The 16,420-nt window shown below is 73.5% G+C and carries 15 protein-coding genes; 10 read left to right on the top strand and 5 right to left on the bottom strand.

The window, feature by feature from the left end:
• Positions 1–111 precede the first annotated feature (111 nt).
• Positions 112–1,467: an MFS transporter gene (locus tag ABZ885_RS22800; protein WP_360191513.1), complete on the bottom strand. Its 1,356-nt coding sequence runs from the start codon at positions 1,465–1,467 to the stop codon at positions 112–114.
• Positions 1,468–1,707: 240 nt separating this feature from the next.
• Between ABZ885_RS22800 and ABZ885_RS22795 the strand changes: the two genes are divergently transcribed.
• The gene (locus tag ABZ885_RS22795) at positions 1,708–2,583 is read left to right on the top strand and encodes a helix-turn-helix transcriptional regulator (RefSeq protein ID WP_360191510.1); all 876 of its coding nucleotides are present in this window, start codon (positions 1,708–1,710) and stop codon (positions 2,581–2,583) included.
• A gap of 36 nt (positions 2,584–2,619) precedes the next feature.
• Here the strand turns inward: ABZ885_RS22795 and ABZ885_RS22790 are convergent, their stop codons facing one another.
• Positions 2,620–3,009, bottom strand: a complete 390-nt coding sequence (locus ABZ885_RS22790; RefSeq protein WP_360191507.1) for a hypothetical protein — start codon at positions 3,007–3,009, stop codon at positions 2,620–2,622.
• A complete protein-coding gene (locus ABZ885_RS22785) occupies positions 3,006–3,548 on the bottom strand; it encodes a hypothetical protein (RefSeq protein WP_360191504.1) in 543 nt (180 codons plus the stop codon). The genes ABZ885_RS22790 and ABZ885_RS22785 overlap by 4 nt, the downstream gene beginning before the upstream one ends.
• A gap of 135 nt (positions 3,549–3,683) precedes the next feature.
• On the opposite strand from ABZ885_RS22785, the gene ABZ885_RS22780 reads away from it, so the two are divergent.
• The 8 genes from ABZ885_RS22780 to ABZ885_RS22745 all read left to right on the top strand — a co-directional run bounded on the left by ABZ885_RS22780 (position 3,684) and on the right by ABZ885_RS22745 (position 12,744).
• Positions 3,684–4,913, top strand: a complete 1,230-nt coding sequence (locus ABZ885_RS22780) for a sensor histidine kinase (protein ID WP_360191501.1) — start codon at positions 3,684–3,686, stop codon at positions 4,911–4,913.
• Positions 4,901–5,545 (top strand): response regulator transcription factor, encoded by a 645-nt coding sequence (locus ABZ885_RS22775; RefSeq protein ID WP_360191498.1) that lies wholly within the window; start codon positions 4,901–4,903, stop codon positions 5,543–5,545. The genes ABZ885_RS22780 and ABZ885_RS22775 overlap by 13 nt, the downstream gene beginning before the upstream one ends.
• Positions 5,546–5,547: 2 nt before the next feature.
• On the top strand, positions 5,548–6,345 hold the full coding sequence (locus ABZ885_RS22770; protein ID WP_360191495.1) for a DUF4097 family beta strand repeat-containing protein: 798 nt from the start codon (positions 5,548–5,550) through the stop codon (positions 6,343–6,345).
• A gap of 113 nt (positions 6,346–6,458) precedes the next feature.
• Positions 6,459–7,787 (top strand): tRNA dihydrouridine synthase DusB, encoded by a 1,329-nt coding sequence (gene dusB / locus ABZ885_RS22765; RefSeq protein WP_360191492.1) that lies wholly within the window; start codon positions 6,459–6,461, stop codon positions 7,785–7,787.
• 564 nt (positions 7,788–8,351) lie between these two features.
• The gene (ppdK, locus tag ABZ885_RS22760; RefSeq protein WP_360191489.1) at positions 8,352–11,060 is read left to right on the top strand and encodes a pyruvate, phosphate dikinase; all 2,709 of its coding nucleotides are present in this window, start codon (positions 8,352–8,354) and stop codon (positions 11,058–11,060) included.
• Between the two features lie 281 nt (positions 11,061–11,341).
• The gene (locus ABZ885_RS22755) at positions 11,342–11,821 is read left to right on the top strand and encodes a ribonuclease domain-containing protein (RefSeq protein ID WP_360191486.1); all 480 of its coding nucleotides are present in this window, start codon (positions 11,342–11,344) and stop codon (positions 11,819–11,821) included.
• A 129-nt stretch (positions 11,822–11,950) separates the two neighbouring features.
• Complete coding sequence (locus ABZ885_RS22750; RefSeq protein WP_360191483.1) at positions 11,951–12,430, top strand: hypothetical protein; 480 nt, start codon at positions 11,951–11,953, stop codon at positions 12,428–12,430.
• The gene (locus ABZ885_RS22745) at positions 12,430–12,744 is read left to right on the top strand and encodes a transcriptional regulator (protein WP_360191480.1); all 315 of its coding nucleotides are present in this window, start codon (positions 12,430–12,432) and stop codon (positions 12,742–12,744) included. The genes ABZ885_RS22750 and ABZ885_RS22745 overlap by 1 nt, the downstream gene beginning before the upstream one ends.
• A gap of 8 nt (positions 12,745–12,752) precedes the next feature.
• Here ABZ885_RS22745 and ABZ885_RS22740 read toward each other — a convergent pair whose 3' ends face one another.
• Complete coding sequence (locus ABZ885_RS22740; protein ID WP_360191477.1) at positions 12,753–13,943, bottom strand: IS110 family transposase; 1,191 nt, start codon at positions 13,941–13,943, stop codon at positions 12,753–12,755.
• A gap of 293 nt (positions 13,944–14,236) precedes the next feature.
• Complete coding sequence (locus ABZ885_RS22735) at positions 14,237–14,917, bottom strand: hypothetical protein (RefSeq protein ID WP_360191474.1); 681 nt, start codon at positions 14,915–14,917, stop codon at positions 14,237–14,239.
• Between the two features lie 122 nt (positions 14,918–15,039).
• Here ABZ885_RS22735 and ABZ885_RS22730 point away from each other — a divergent pair, with 122 nt between their 5' ends.
• Entirely contained in the window at positions 15,040–16,296 is a 1,257-nt protein-coding gene (locus ABZ885_RS22730) for an ADP-ribosylglycohydrolase family protein (protein WP_360191471.1), read from the top strand.
• Positions 16,297–16,420 lie beyond the last annotated feature (124 nt).

Raw genomic sequence — 16,420 nt, 5'->3', positions numbered from 1 at the left:
GCCTCGATCCGGAGTTCGTGGTGACGGCGCCGTCCTCGGGGCCGCCTGATGGCTTAGTGGTGTCATCGATGGTGCCAGGGGTGGTGCCGGTCGTGACCCGACGACGGGCGGTCAGCCGACCGACCGCGGGAGGCGGAGCGTCAGGCCGAAGATGGTGAACGAGCCGAGGAGCTGGATGCCGAGGCAGAGGGCGAGCGCACGGTCCATCCCCAGGGTGGGGGAGAGGGCCAGGTAGAGGGTGCCCAGGGTGGCGACGCCGAGCGCGAGGCTGGACTGCTGGCTGGTGGCGAGGACACCGCTGCCCACACCGGCCCGGTCGGCGGGCACCTTGGCGAGGACGACGCGGAACAGCGGGGTGCCGATCAGGCCCTGGCCGATGCCGGCGAGCGCGACGCCGGGGGCCATCCGCAGCGGCGAGAAGTGCTGCCAGTCGGCGAGCACGGTGAGCGCCAGCGTGGCCAGGCCCACGGCCTGCACCAGGGCACCGGCAGTCAGCACCCGGCTGCCGAAGCGGCCGATCAGCCGGGGACCGGCGAGCGAGGCGCCGAAATAGCCGACCGCCATCGGGACCAGCGCCCAGCCGGCGGCCACCGGTCCGAGGTGCAGGCCCTGCTGGAGGGCGACGGCGACCACGAACATGAAGCCGCCGAAGCCGCCGAAGTACGGGAGGGCGATGCCGAGTCCGCGCCGCATCTCGGGGATCCGCAGCAGGGTCGGCGGCACCAGCGGCGAGCCGCCGTTGCGCTCGGCACGGCGCTCCACCACCGCGAACGCGGCCGTGAACACCGGGAACAGTGCGAGCAGCACCCAGGACCAGAGCGGCCAGCCGGCGGCGCGGCCCTCCATCAGCGGGACAAGCAGGGCGAGCAGCGCGGCGGTGAGCAGCAGCGTGCCGGGGACGTCGATGCGGGCGGCCCGCTCGGCGCGGCTCTCCGGGACGTAACGGACCGCCAGAACGAGCGCGAGCAGGGCGAACGGGACGTTCAGCAGGAAGACGGAGCGCCAGCCGGTGCCGAACACGTCGGCGGCGACCAGCATCCCGCCGAGCACCTGCCCGATCACCACCGAGATGCCGCCCACCGCGCCGTAGATGCTGAGCGCGCGGCCGCGCCGGGCGCCGTGCGTGGCGGCGGTGATGGTGCCGAGCACCTGGGGGATGAGCAGCGCGGCCGAGGCGCCCTGGGCGGCGCGGGCGGCGACCAGCGTCCAGGCGCCGGGGGCGAGTCCGCAGGCGAGCGAGGTGAGGGCGAAGGCGGCGGCGCCGACGACGAACAGCCGGCGGCGGCCGAAGATGTCGCCGAGCCGGCCGCCGAGGACCAGCAGGACGGCGAAGGCGATGCCGTACCCGGCGGCGACCAGCTCCAGGACGGCGGGGCCGGCCGCGAGGTCGCGATCGATGGTGGGCAGGGCGACGTTGACGATGAAGAAGTCGAGCATCGGCAGGAAGGCCCCGAGCAGGACGGTCACCAGCCCGGCGGTGCCGAGGGAGGCCGGGGCGGTATCGGGAGTGGCGGCGGTGGTGGCGGTGGCGGCCGGGGTCGGCCGGGCGGGGGCGGCGGTGGTCGCGGCGACGGTGGTCCTGGCGACGGCGAGTTGTTGGGTCACGGGTCATACGATGCGGGCCCCGGCAACCTGGTACCAGAGTCTGGTTATCCAGGTATAAGAAGTACCTGGCAACAGGGTTCAGGGTGGCGCATGCTGGAGCGCATGAGCCTGTCGCAAGCCCCCGCCGCCGCGCGCACCGCCCCCGTCGCACCCGCCGAGGCCCGGCGGCACGAACTGGCCGCCTTCCTGCGCAGCCGCCGCGAGCGGATCGCACCCGAGCAGGTCGGCCTGCCGATGACCGGCCGCCGCCGCACGCCGGGCCTGCGCCGTGAGGAGGTCGCGCAGCTCGCCGCGGTCGGGGTGACCTGGTACACGTGGCTGGAGCAGGGGCGGGACATCCAGGTGTCCGCGCAGGTGCTGGACGCGGTGGCCCGCGCGCTGCTGCTGGACCCGGCCGAACGGGGGCACCTGTTCGTGCTGGCCGGCGCGGAGGACCCGGCGCCGGTGACGGAGTGTCTGACGATCACCCCGGCGATCCGGCTGGTGCTGGAGCAGATGTCGCCGATGCCGGCCGCGGTGGTCAACTCCCGCTACGACGTGCTGGCGTACAACCCCTCGTACACCCACATCGTCGGGAACATCGACGAACTGCCCTTCGAGGACCGGAACCTGATGTGGATGACGTTCACGCCCTCGCGCTTCCGGGAGGTGCTGGTCGAGCACGAGAACGAGCGCGACGGGATGGTCGCCCGGTTCCGTTCGGGGATGGCCGACCACGGTGCGGAGCCGGCCTGGAAGGCGCTGCTCGCCCGGCTGCGCAAGGCCTCGCCGGACTTCGAGGCGGCCTGGCAGCGGCACGACGTGATGAACCCGGGCAACGGGCTCAAGCGGTTCCTGGTGCCGGGCGTCGGACTGCTGCACTGCGACTACACGAGCCTCTGGCTGGGGCCGCGGCCCAGCACCCGTCTCATCGCCTACACGCCCCGGGACGAGGAGACCCGTGCGCGGATGGAGCTCATGGCGGGCGGCCTCGCCTAGCGAGCGTCACCCACGGCCGCAGCCGCAGGCACGCGCTCAGGCACGGGCCGCGCGGCGGCCGAGCGCCAGGCAGAGGGCGGCCAGCGGCAGTTCGACGCAGCCGGCCATCGTCAGCGCGGCGAGCGCCGCGTGCCCCGGCCCGGCGGTGGCGAGGTCGGCCAGCGCGTCGCCGACGAGCAGCAGCGCCACCACCAGGGCGGGCCGGATCGCGGCCGGGCTGCGCCGGCGCAGCAGCGCGTCCAGCGAGAGCAGCGCGGCGAGTTCGAGCAGGTCCAGGACCACCCAGGCGGTCTCGTGGCCGACGGCCAGCACGGCCAGCCAGGGCAGCAGCGCCACCGCGGCCAGCACCGGCACCCGCTCGGCCCAGGCGGGCAGCGCGAGACCGGGGCCCGGCGCCGGACGGCGGGACAGGACGGCGGTGCTCATCGCGCACCCCGGCCGCGGCCGCGCACCTTCACCAGCGGCTGCCGCTCACAGCGGCCCGCGTGCTCCACGCGGACCCCGGTGAACCGTCCCGCCGCCCAGGCGAGCCAGAACTCCCCGCCCACCGTGACGAGTTCGGGCGTCTCCAGCACCCGCCCGGCCGCCCAGCCGCGGGTGAACCGCACCACCGGTGCACCGTCCACCGGCAGCCGGCCCCAGGCCAGACCCGACCCGTCCGCCCCCCGCCCGGCGCCCGTGCAGCGCCGGGCGCCGCCCAGCAGCTCCGGGACGAGCCGGGCCGCGACCAGCACGTCCACCAACTCGCCGTGCTCGTACACCTCCAGCGCCGCCCGCCCCCGGGTCGCCCGGGCGCTGCGCACCGACCACGGCCCGGGCGTGCCGGTCAGACCCGCCGGCCCGGCCGGCAGCGTGCCGTGGGCGTCCGGCGTGCCGAGGCCGTCCAGGGCGGGGCCGGCGCAGGGTGCCCCTTCTGCGGGCCGCCCGTGCGGCGGAGTGGCGGAGTGCGATGCAGTGCTCGTCATGCCCCCCAGACTTCCGTCCGGCACCGCCCCGCGTCGGTAGTGCACCGCACCGAACCGGGGGTGTACCTGGCTACACCCCCCTTGTGCAGCCCCCTTCATGGCGCCGGACGATCTTGGCGATCTACGCTGTCGCCCATGCCCTCCACCCCGCTGCGCCGCGTGCTCGCCAGGAGCGCCGAGCGGCCGCCGTGGTCGGCGGCCACCTGGCGCGAGACCCGCTTCATAGCCGCCGGCATCCCGCTGGCCGCGCCGGTCTGGCTGGCCTGCCTCACCCCCAAGGCCTTCCTGCCGGTCCTCGCCCTGACCCTGCTCTGCCTGCGGCTGCTGACGGCGGCCCAGCGCGGCCGCCTGCGCACCCTGCGCGGCGTCGAGGTGCCGGTGCTGCTGCAGCCGGCGGACACCCCGGCGGGCCTGCTGACCCGGCTGCGCACCGGGGTGAGCTGGCGTCAGGTCGGCTACCACCTGCTGGTCGGCCCGGTGCTGGCGCTCGGCTCGCTCTGCCTGCTGTACGCGTGGGGCGCCGGCGTGGTGATGGCCACCGTCTACGGCTGGGCGTCACTGATGCCGGCCTCCAGCCCGGTGCGCGACCAGCTGGTGAAGCTGGACCTCCCGGCCACCGTGGGCGGGCTCCTGCTGCTGGCGGTGCTGCCCTGGGCGGTCGCCCTGCTGGCCCGGCTGGAGGAGCGGGCGGCCCGACGGCTGCTGGGCCCGGGCCGGGCGGAGACGCTGGAGCGCCGGGTCGAGGAGATCGCCGAGAGCCGGGCCGGCCTGGTCGACGCCGTCGACGCCGAGCGCCGCCGGATCGAGCGCGACCTGCACGACGGTGCCCAGCAGCGGCTCACCTCGCTGGCGATGAACCTGGGCCTGGCCCGGCGCACGCTCAAGGACGTCCCGCCCGAGGCCATGCAGGTGATCGTGGACGCGCACGAGGAGGCCCAGGCGGCCATCGACGAGCTGCGCAGCCTGGTCCGCGGCCTGCACCCGGCCGTCCTGGAGGACCGCGGCCTGGACGCGGCGCTCTCCGGGATCGCCGCCCGCGCCCCGCTGCCGGTGCGGCTCGACGTCGACCTCACCGAGAAGATCGCGCCGACCGTCGAGGCGGTCGCCTACTTCACCGTCTCCGAGGCCCTCACCAACGTGGCCAAGCACGCCCGGGCGTCCCGGGTGGACCTCTCGGTGCGGACGGCCGGTGGCCGGCTGTGCCTGGTGGTCAGCGACGACGGCGTCGGCGGCGCGGACGCCTCCCGGGGCACCGGGCTGACCGGCCTGCGCCAGCGGACCGCGTCGGTCGACGGCACCCTGTCCGTTCTCAGCCCCCTCGGGGGCCCCACCACCATCACCGTGGAGTTGCCGTGCGTGCTGTGATCGCCGAGGACTCGGTCCTGCTGAGGGTCGGCCTGGTCAAGGTCCTGGAGGCGGTGGGCTTCGAGGTGGCCGCCGCCGTCGGGGACGCCGAGGCGCTGCTCGCCGCGGTGGCGGAGCACCGGCCGAAGGTGGTGGTGGCGGACGTCCGGATGCCGCCCGGCTTCACCGACGAGGGCGTCCGGGCGGCGCTGATGATCCGCCGGCAGTGGCCGGAGGTGGCGGTGCTGCTGCTCTCCCAGTACGTGGAGGAGCGGTACGCGGCCGACCTGCTGGCCACCAACACCAGCGGGGTCGGCTACCTGCTCAAGCAGCGGGTGGCCAACGTGGACGACTTCGTGGACGCCCTGCAGCGGGTCGCCGAGGGCGGGACGGCGCTGGACCCGGAGGTGGTCGCCCAGCTGCTGGTCCGCCGCCACCGGGACCCGCTGGAGAAGCTGACCCCGCGCGAGCGGGACGTGCTCGGCCTGATGGCGGAGGGCCGCTCCAACGCCGCGATCGCCGCCGCCCTGGTGGTCAGCGACAGCGCGGTGGCCAAGCACATCAACTCGATCTTCACCAAGCTCGACCTGCCGCCGGCCGACGACAGCCACCGCCGGGTGCTGGCGGTGCTGCGGTTCCTGGAGGTCGGGTAGCGGTGGCGGGGGGACGGGGGACGGACCGCGGGCAGCGGGCCTGGCGGATCACCGGGACGCTGGCGCTGGTGCTGGCCACGGCGTTCGGTGCCGTGCAGACCTGGGGGCTGGTGGTGCAGCAGCAGCGGATGTACGAGCGTGCGTACCCGGTCGCGGTGACCAGGGTGCAGCTGGACACCGGCAGCGCGGCGGTGCGGATCAGGCCGGGTGAGCCCGGCCGGTTCCGGGTGACCCAGCGGCTGGACTGGACGGTGCGCCGGCCACGGGTCGAGACCCTCGTCGTGGGGGACCTGGTCACGGTGCGGATGCGCTGCAACCAGGTGCTGCCGGTCGTGGACTTCGGGTGCGGAGCCCTGATCGAGCTGGAGGTGCCGGCCGCCGTCTCGGTGGACGGCGACGCGTCGTCCGGCAGCATCGACGTCCAGGGCCTGAGCGGGGACGTCCGGCTCTCGGCCTCCTCGGGGGCGCTCCAGCTGTCCGGGCTCTCCGGGAAGCTGTACGCGCGGACCACCTCCGGGATGGTGAAGGCCACCGGGCTCGCCTCCGGCCACGTCGAGGTGAGTGCCACCTCCGGCTCGGTCGACCTGGACTTCGTCCGCCCGCCGCACGCGGTGTCGGTCGGGGTGACCTCGGGCGAGGTGTCGCTGACCCTGCCGCACGGCGCGGGCTACGGCTTCGCCGTCGACCACGGCTCGGGCGACGTCCACGTGGACACGGGGCTGTCCGACCCGGCCAGTCCGGACACCGTCCGGGTCACCACCACCTCGGGCGCGGTGAACGTGGTGCCCGCGGAGGGCTGAGCCGGGGGCCGGGCGGGGCCCGAGGACGGGGTCGGGGGAGACGGCCGCAGGGCGCTGCGCCGGGTGGGGGACAATGAAGAGTCCCGAACCCCCGTCCCCGAGGTCAGCCGCGCATGACAGTCACGCCCGCACCCACCGCGACCGCCACCGAGTTCGCGCCGCTGACCATCGGCCCGATGCAGGTGTGGCCGCCCGTCGTGCTGGCACCGATGGCCGGCATCACCAACGCCCCCTTCCGCACCCTCTGCCGCGAGCAGAGCGGCGGCAGAGGACAGCAGGCCCCGGATGCTGCCGGGGCGGCGTCGCGGGCCGATGACTCTCGCCCGGCGTCGTTGTCGTCGGTCGCCGCAGCTCCGCTGCTACTCCCTCCTCCGCCTAGCCAGACTCGGCCCTCGACCCGCTCCTCGTCCCACCCCGGCAGCATCCGGGGCCTGTACGTCTCCGAGATGATCACCACCCGGGCCCTGGTCGAGCGCAACGCCAAGACCATGCAGCTGATCAAGTTCGACGCGAGCGAGAAGCCGCGCTCGATCCAGCTGTACGGGGTGGACCCGGCCACCGTCGGCAAGGCGGCCCGGATGATCGCCGAGGAGGGCCTGGCCGACCACATCGACCTCAACTTCGGCTGCCCCGTCCCCAAGGTGACCCGCAAGGGCGGCGGCTCGGCGCTGCCGTACAAGCGGAACCTGCTGCGCGAGATCCTCCGCGAGGCGGTGGCCAACGCCGGGGACCTCCCGGTCACCATGAAGATGCGCAAGGGGATCGACGACGACCACCTCACCTACCTGGACGCCGGCCGGATCGGCGCCGAGGAGGGCGTCTCCGCGATCGCCCTGCACGGCCGCACCGCCGCCCAGCACTACGGCGGCACCGCGGACTGGTCGGCGATCGCGCGGCTGCGCGAGTCCGTCCCGGCGCACATCCCGGTGCTCGGCAACGGGGACATCTGGTCGGCGGACGACGCGGTGCGGATGATGCGCGAGACCGGCTGCGACGGCGTGGTGGTCGGCCGCGGCTGCCTGGGCCGCCCGTGGCTGTTCAAGGACCTGGTCGCGATCTTCGAGGGCGAGGTCGACCACGCCCGCCCGTCCTTCGCCGACGTGGCGCGGGCGATGGTGCGCCACGCCCAGCTGCTCGGCGAGTGGCTGGAGGACGAGACCCGCGGCGTGATCGACTTCCGCAAGCACGTCGCCTGGTACACCAAGGGCTTCTCGGTCGGCTCCGAGCTGCGGGTGAAGCTGGCCAACTCGTCCTCGCTGGCCGAGCTGGCCGGAACCCTCGCCCAGGTGGAGCAGTCCCAGCTCTGGCCGGCCGGCGCGGACGGCCCGCGCGGGCGCACCAGCGGCAACAACCGGGTGGTCCTCCCCGAAGGCTGGTTGGACGATCCGTACGACTGCGCCCTGCCCAGCGCGGACGCCGAATCGGACAGCTCCGGCGGATGATCTGTCCGTAGCGGCGAAAACGGCCCTCGGTCACCGACTGCCGCCACGTCCCAGCCCTCTTGGCCAATCTGGCCAAGAGGGCTCCTTTTCGGCGCAGGAATGTCACGCAGCGGGCACGATCCTGGACGCAGTGCGACACTCGGCGGAGGCGGACTACGTTCGAACGGTGGGACGTGCTCGTGACGCTTGCCACATGCGGTGGCGACTGACGGTCACTCAGGGGACGAAATGGCCACATCGGCGGTGAATCGCTTCCCGAAGGGGGTCGGCGCGGGATCGGCCGGTCCGGTTGCAGGAAATCAAGCCGGGGCACCACGGTGGCCCGTCGGCCACTACCCTCCGTCTCGTTCGTGTGATCTTCCGGTTTCAATGCGTTCAAGACTTGAAGGCAAGCTAGCGTCAGCCGGACGATTTCACCAACAGAGGTGAACGCCTTTATGTGCTTTCGATCTGCCGGGTTACCGCTGGGTACTGGCCTCGTACGGCCTATCGGGGACGCAAAAGTGCCTTCGAAATGGGTATGTTCTCCGGCGTCAGGGCAACCGCGTACGAGGAGACCGACCCGTGCCGTCCCAGCAGAAGTTTGTTTACTCCTTCACCGAAGGAAACAAGGACCTCAAGGATCTTCTTGGCGGCAAGGGCGCGAACCTGGCCGAGATGACCAACCTGGGTCTCCCCGTCCCTCCGGGGTTCACCATCACCACCGAGGCCTGCAAGGTCTTCCTGGAGACCGGCAGCGAGCCGACCTCGCTCCACGAGGAGATCAGCGCCCACCTGGAGGCGCTCGAGCAGGAGATGGGCAAGAAGCTCGGCCAGGCCGACAACCCGCTCCTCGTCTCGGTGCGCTCCGGGGCGAAGTTCTCCATGCCCGGCATGATGGACACCGTCCTGAACATCGGCCTCTCCGACGCCTCGGTGGTCGGCCTGGTCGCGCAGTCCGGCAACGAGCGGTTCGCCTGGGACTCCTACCGCCGCCTGGTCCAGATGTTCGGCAAGACCGTGCTGGGCGTCGAGGGCGAGCTGTTCGAGGAGGCCCTCGACGAGGCCAAGCACGCCAAGGGCACCACCAACGACCTGGACCTGGACGCTTCCGACCTCCGGGAACTGGTCGAGGTGTTCAAGGGCATCGTCGAGCGCGAGACCGGCCGGGCCTTCCCGCAGGACCCGCGCGAGCAGATGGACCTCGCCGTCCACGCCGTCTTCCACTCCTGGAACGGCGACCGGGCGCGGCTGTACCGCCGCCAGGAGCGCATCCCGAACGACCTGGGCACGGCGGTCAACGTCTGCACCATGGTCTTCGGCAACCTCGGCGAGGACTCCGGCACCGGTGTCGCCTTCACCCGTGACCCCTCCACGGGCGCGGTCGGCGTCTACGGCGACTACCTGTCGAACGCCCAGGGCGAGGACGTCGTCGCCGGCATCCGCAACACCCTGCCGCTCTCCGACCTGGAGCAGCTCGACAAGAAGTCGTACGACGAGCTGATGGCGATCATGCAGAAGCTCGAGAACCACTACCGCGACCTCTGCGACATCGAGTTCACCATCGAGCGCGGCAAGCTCTGGATGCTGCAGACCCGCGTGGGCAAGCGCACCGCCGCCGCGGCCTTCCGGATCGCCGTCCAGCTGGTCGACCAGGGTCTGATCGACCTGGACGAGGCCCTGATGCGGGTCACCGGCGGCCAGCTCTCCCAGCTGATGTTCCCGCGCTTCGCGCCGGACGCCACCTCCAAGCAGATCGCCTGGGGCCTCGCCGCCTCGCCGGGCGCCGCGATCGGCAAGATCGTCTTCGACTCCTACACCGCGGTGAAGTGGTCCCGCTCCGGCGAGAAGGTCATCCTGGTCCGCCGCGAGACCAACCCGGACGACCTGGACGGCATGATCGCCGCCGAGGGCATCCTCACCTCGCGCGGCGGCAAGACCTCGCACGCCGCCGTGGTCGCCCGCGGCATGGGCAAGACCTGTGTCTGCGGTGCCGAGGAGCTGGAGGTCGACACCAAGCGCCGCCGGATGACCACCGCCGACGGCCTGGTGCTGGAGGAGGGCGACGTCGTCTCCATCGACGGTGCCACCGGCAAGGTCTACCTCGGCGAGGTACCCGTCCTGCCGTCCCCCGTGGTCGAGTACTTCGAGGGCACCCTGCACGCCGGCGCAGACGTCCAGGGCGGTCTGGTCCAGGCCGTGCACCGGCTGATGTCGCACGCCGACGGCCGCCGCCGGCTCGCCGTGCGCGCCAACGCGGACAACTCCGAGGACGGCGGGCGCGCCCGCCGCTACGGTGCCCAGGGCATCGGCCTGTGCCGCACCGAGCACATGTTCCTCGGTGAGGAGCGCCGCAAGGAGGTCGAGCACCTGATCCTCGCGGACAACGACAAGGACCGCGAGCTCGCGCTCTCCACCCTGCTGCCGCTGCAGAAGGGCGACTTCCTGGAGCTCTTCCAGGCGATGGACGGGCTGCCGGTCACCGTGCGCCTGCTCGACCCGCCGCTGCACGAGTTCCTGCCGGACATCACCGAGCTGTCGGTGCGCGTCGCCCTCGCCGAGGCCCGCAAGGACCCGAACGAGAACGACCTGCGCCTGCTCCAGGCGGTGCACAAGCTGCACGAGCAGAACCCGATGCTGGGCCTGCGCGGCGTCCGCCTCGGCCTGGTCATCCCCGGCCTGTTCGGCATGCAGGTCCGCGCCATCGCCGAGGCCGCCGCCGAGCGCAAGCTGGCCGGCGGGGACCCGCGTCCCGAGGTGATGATCCCGCTGGTCGGCACCGTCCAGGAGCTGGAGCTGGTCCGCGACGAGTGCGAGCGGGTGCTCGCCGAGGTCGCCCAGTCCACCGGCGTCCAGCTGGACATCAAGCTCGGCACCATGATCGAGCTGCCGCGCGCCGCCGTGACGGCCGGCCAGATCGCCGAGGCCGCCGAGTTCTTCTCCTTCGGCACCAACGACCTCACCCAGACCGTCTGGGGCTTCTCCCGGGACGACGTGGAGGCCTCGTTCTTCACGGCCTACCTGGAGAAGGGCATCTTCGGGGTCTCCCCGTTCGAGACCATCGACCGCGACGGCGTCGGCTCGCTGGTCCGGCACGCCGTCGAGGCCGGCCGGGCCACCCGCCCCGACCTCAAGCTCGGCGTCTGCGGCGAGCACGGCGGCGACCCGGAGTCGGTGCACTTCTTCCACGAGGTGGGGCTGGACTACGTCTCCTGCTCCCCCTTCCGGATCCCGGTGGCGCGCCTGGAGGCCGGCCGCGCCGCCATCGAGTCTGCGGGCAGCGACTCGCGCTGAGCGGGTAGGCGCCCTCCCCACCAGGCATCGGTGAGGAGGGCCCGCCCGACCACGGCGCGATCCCGTCGCTGACCGCGATCCCTCCCGCACGGGAGGGCGTACACCGGAGCTCGGCGCAGGAGAACCGGCGTACGTAACCCGGCCGGGGTGGGAACGGACAACGGCGTCCGTTCCCACCCCGGCCGGGTGTGTTTTCCGCGGGGCCCGGTGCGGCCGCAGGTCTCGCGGCCACGCGTGTGGCCGGCCCGGGCCGGACCCGGACGGCTGCCAAGCTGGACCGCATGACCAGCACGAACCGCGCGCCCGCCCCGGTGGCCGTCCTGATCGCCGCGCTCGCCGCAGTCGCCGCCGTGGCCGGGTGCGGCCACTCCGACGGCGGGACGGGCCACCCGAAGGGCGCCGTCTCCGCCGCTTCCGCGCCCTCCAGCGCCGCCTCTTCCGTCGCCTCGTCCGCCGGCTGGGTGCCCACCGACCCCGCGCTGGCCGACGTCTGCCGCAGCAGGCTGCCCGGCGAGGCCCGCGACACCCTCGTGCTGATCGCCAAGGGCGGACCGTACCCCTACCGCTCGGACGGCATCGTCTTCGAGAACCGCGAGAGCCGCCTCCCGCGCAAGGCCTCCGGCTACTACCACGAGTTCACCGTCGTCACCCCGGGCTCCGCCGACCGCGGCACCCGCCGCGTCGTGACCGGCAACGCCGGCGAGCAGTACTGGACGGCGGACCACTACGGCACCTTCCAGGAGATCGACGCGCGCTGCTGACGGGCCGGCGCGGCCGGCGCCCGGTGCAGTGGTATCCCGATCCGCAGAAAGTGCTTTCCAATCTGGAAAGTAGATGCCATGGTGGAATCACGAGGGCGGGGTGCCCTCGCACACGCGTAGGGGGATTCCATGAGCAGCGCCGAACCCGTCCAGCCCGTCCTGCCTGCCGCCGAGGCGCTGCGCCTCGCCGAACAGGCGCGCGCCGCCGCGCAGGCGCCGCAGGTGGCGCCCGACTGGTACGGCGCGACCATCGGGGTCGGCTTCGCGCTGTACGGCATCGGGCTCGGCTACGCCCTCTGGGCCGACCTGAGCTGGATGGCCGGTGTCCTGGGCGCCGGCTTCGCGGCGACGAGCGGCGCACTGGGCGCCGCCGTGACCCGGCGCGGCGGCGTGGCGAGGGGCTGGACGCCCGGGTACGGCGGGCCGGTGACCCTCGCGGTCCTGCAGGTGCTCGCAGGGGGCCTCGCGGTGGCCGGTCTCGTGTACCTGCTGGGCGGCGACGCCCGGTGGATCTGCGGCGCGGCCGGCAGCGCGGCCGGGGCGATGTTCTGGCTGGCCATGGTGCGTCTGAACGCCAGGATCCGGCGCGAGTCGGCGGCGGTCGTCTGATGGCCGGGCTCGATCCGCTGCTGCAACACCCCACCCGGCTCGTCGTGCTGGCGTTCCTCAGCGGTTGCATCGAGGCCGAGTTCGGGGCGGTCCGGGACCACTGCGCGGTCTCGGACTCGGTGCTCAGCAAGGCCGCGACCGCGCTGGAGGAGGCCGGCTACGTCGCGGTGAAGAAGGGGTACGTCGGCAAGCGCCCGCGGACGTGGCTCGCCGCCACCAAGGCCGGCCGTGCAGCGCTGGCCGGCCATCTCGCCGAGCTCCAGCGGCTGGTGGCCGCCGCCGAGGCGGCGGGCGCCGAATACGGCACCTCCTAATGTTGTTGTCAAGCCGCCGCTGTGACGGGAAGTCCACCTTGGTAGCACTGTCCGTCACGGATCAGGGCCCAAAGGACGTTGACGCGTCGTCGGGCCAGAGCGAGGACAGCTTGGGTGTGTCGCTTGCCTTCGGCGCGCTTGCGTTCGTAGAAGCGGCGGGACTCCTCGCAGTTGCGGATGCTGATGAGCGCGGAGGTGTAGAAGACGCGTTGCAGGCCCCGGTGGTAGCGCCGGGGGCGGTGCAGGTTGCCGCTGATGCTGCCGGAATCGCGGGGCACCGGGGCGACTCCGGCGAAGCTGGCGAGGCGGTCGGCGCTGGCGAAGCGGCTCATGTCGCCGGCGGTGGCAGCCAGGAACTCGGCGCCCAGCAGCGGGCCGATGCCGGGCATGCTGGCGATCACTTCGGCGAGGCCGTGGTCGCGAAACCGGGCCGCAATGAGCTTGTCGATCTCGGTGATCTGCTCGTTGAGGCCCATCACCTCCTTCGCCAGGGTTCGGATCACCTGGGCGGCGATCTTCTCCCCGGGGACGGTGGTGTGCTGGCGCTCGGCCGCCTCCAGGGCGGCCTGAGCCAGGACGTCGGCGCTGCGGACCTTGCGGTTGCGCAACCAGGACTCCAGGCGACCTCGGCCGGTGCGGCGCAGGGCCGCCGGGGTCTGGTAACCGGCCAGCAGGACGAGCGGGCCGATGTTGCCCAGGTCCAGAACCCGCTCCAACGCCGGGAATATTCCCATGAGTTGCCCGCGCAGTCGATTGATCCTGCGGGTGCGGTCGGCGGCCAGGTCGGAGCGACGGTCGGTAAGGATCCTCAGCTCGACGGCGTGCTCGTCGTCCGGTCGGATGACGGCCAGGTCCCGGCGCATCCGGGCCTGGTCGGCGATGACGACGGCGTCCTTGGCGTCGGTCTTGCCCATGCCCCGGTAGCCGGCCGAGGCCCGGTTCACCGCCAAGCCGGGTATATAGACCAGGTGCTGGCCGTGGTTGAGGAGCACGTTGATCAGCAGGGCGGCCATGCCATCGGCGACGTCGACCGCCCAGACCACGTCCTCGTCCAGCGCCAGCACGTCGGCGAGCAGGGCCAGCAGCTCCGGTTCGTCGTTCAGGACCCGGCGCGAGAGCAGCTTCCTGCCCTCGGTGTCCAGCACCACGCAGTGGTGGTGGGTCTTGCCGATGTCCGTGCCCGCCCAGATCCGGGCCACCTGTACCTCCGGTCGTTCGATCGCGTTCCGTGCTCCGGACGACCTCGCCGGCGTGGTCCTACTCAGCGGTGCACCCGAGGGGCCCGCAGCTCCTAATTAGCGGTCGAGTCGCCGTGAGACGCCGGGCGGCCTGGTGCGGGGAACCATCGAAGGCAACCTCCTGAGAGCCATACCCGGTGTCTCTGGATCTCTGGACCATACGACTGGCCCGTCTGACCCATCAACAACGTAGGACCTCCTGAGCCGGGGGCACGGGGCCCGGGGCGCCGCCGGACGCCTCGTACACCACGCCCTCAGCGGGCCCGGCGCCAGCTGATCCGGGTGTGCGGGGTGTGCGGTCCGGCGGTCAGCAGGGTGGTCAACTCCCTGAGCACGGGCGCCGGATCGCGGCGCAGCTGGACCGGGGTGGTGCGGACCACCGGCAGCCCGGCGGCGGTGAACCGGTCGGCCCGGGCGAGGCTCCGCTCGTGGTCGGCCGGGCGCAGGTGCCAGGCCCGGGAGTCGATCTCCAGCGCCCGGGCGACGGTGGCGCTCCACAGCCCGTCGTCCCGCTCGAAGCCGCCCGGCATGGCCCCGCACGCGCGGTGCACCCGGACGAACTCCCGGTCGGCGACCCGGCGTCGGCCGGGAATCAGGACGTCGACCTCGGAAAGGTCGGCCGGGTGCCCGGCGGACGGCAGGCCGGCGCCGGCCAGCACCGCCACCCCGGTCAGCAGCACCTCGCCGGCCTGCGGCGCCCGGCCCTTCGGCCCCGCGAACGCGAGTGCCGCGCGCAGCCGCTGATGGGCGGTCAGCCGCCCGTTCTGCAGGCAGATCACCCGGGGGAGCACCTGCTGCCAGGGCCCGCCCGGCCGCAGCCGGTGGGCGATGGTGCCGGGTGGCACGCCGAGGCGGCGCAACTGTGCGCGGGTGACGATGTGCTGCTGGTCGGCGCCGAGCAGCAGGAGCGGGTCGAGGAGGCCGGCGCGGGTCATGGCGGGGTGCTTCCCGCCTGGGTGGGAAGTATGCGGAACATCGCCCGCCGGGGGAGCCGTGCGGGAACGAGGTTGACGCGGGGCCGGTCGGACGGCTGAGCTTGGGCGCGATGACGAACCCGATGACCACCCTTCACACCGGCCCCGCACTCGACGCGTTGAACGGACTCTCCGTCGGAGACGCCCTCGGCGCCCAGTTCTTCGTTCCGGACACCGCCGCGGCCCACCTCGCCGCCCGTACCGCCCCTCCCGGCCCCTGGCCGTGGACCGACGACACCGAGATGGCCTGCTCGGTGTACGCGGCCCGGAGCGAGCGCGGCGCGATCGACACCTTCGATCTCACCCACTCCTTCGCCCGCCGGCACGACTTCGACCGCGGATACGGCCCGGCCGCCAACCGCCTGCTCCGGCTGGTCCGCGAGGGCGGCGACGCCGCGGCCCTGGCCGCGGAACTCTTCGACGGCCAGGGCTCCTACGGCAACGGCGCCGCGATGCGGGTGGCGCCGCTGGGGGCGCTGTACGCGGACGACCCGTCCGCGGTGGTGGGGCCGGCCGCCGGCACCGCGGTGATCACCCACACCCACCCGCAGGCCGTGGACGGCACGATCGCCGTCGCGGTGGCCGCCGCCTACGCGGTGCGGGCCCGGACCGAGACCATGACCCCGAACACCTTCCTGGCCGCCGTCGCCGCACTCACGCCGCGCGGGGCCGTCCACGACGGTCTGACCGAGGCGATCGGCCTGCTCGGCGAGCCGGACCTGCGGGTCGCGGCCGAGGCGCTCGGCAACGGCAGCCGGACCAGCGCCGCCGACACCGTCCCGTACGCGCTCTGGTGCGCGGCCCGGCGGCTCGCCGACTACCCAGCGGCGGTGTGGGAGGCGGTCGCCGCGGGCGGGGACATGGACACCGTCGCCGCCATCACCGGCGGCGTCGTCGCCGCGTACACCGGCACCGCCGGCATCCCGGCCGCCTGGATGGCCGCCCGCGAGCCGCTGCCCGGGTGGACCTTCCCGGCGCCCGGCCGGGTGGCCTCCGCGCCGGCGGACCGGCGCCACCTGCAGCCGATCGTGCTGCCGCGCCGGTGCCCGGTGCCGGACGTGGTGTGGACCGAGGAGCAGTGGCAGCGGATCCGGGGCGGGCTGCGTTCCCGGGACATGGACCAGAAGTGGGAGTCCTACACCGCCGAGGGCGTCCTGCACCTGCACCGGAGCTGGACCGGCTTCGCGGTGTGGAGCGTCCGGGTGGCCCCGGTGCCGGGCGGCGGCTGGCGGCCCGTCTCCGCCCTGGTCGAGGCGCACCCCGACCGGTACAAGGGCGTGCCCGATGCCGGGCAGCTCGCGGCGATCCTCGGGCTGGCGGCCGAGGGCTACTCGCGCTGAGCCCGGGCCGGGGGGGGGGGCCGCGGCCGGGGGCGCCGGGCGCGGCGCCGCGGGCCCGGCCCGGGGCGCCGGGTCGGACGGCCCCCCCCCCGCCCGCCAGAGACCCACAGGGTTTGGGTCGGGC

It is taken from the genome of Kitasatospora sp. NPDC047058 (assembly GCF_040643935.1).
Lineage (GTDB): Bacteria > Actinomycetota > Actinomycetes > Streptomycetales > Streptomycetaceae > Kitasatospora.
The sequence above is the reverse complement of the archived record's forward strand: the minus strand, read 5'-3'. Positions and strand labels throughout refer to the sequence as shown.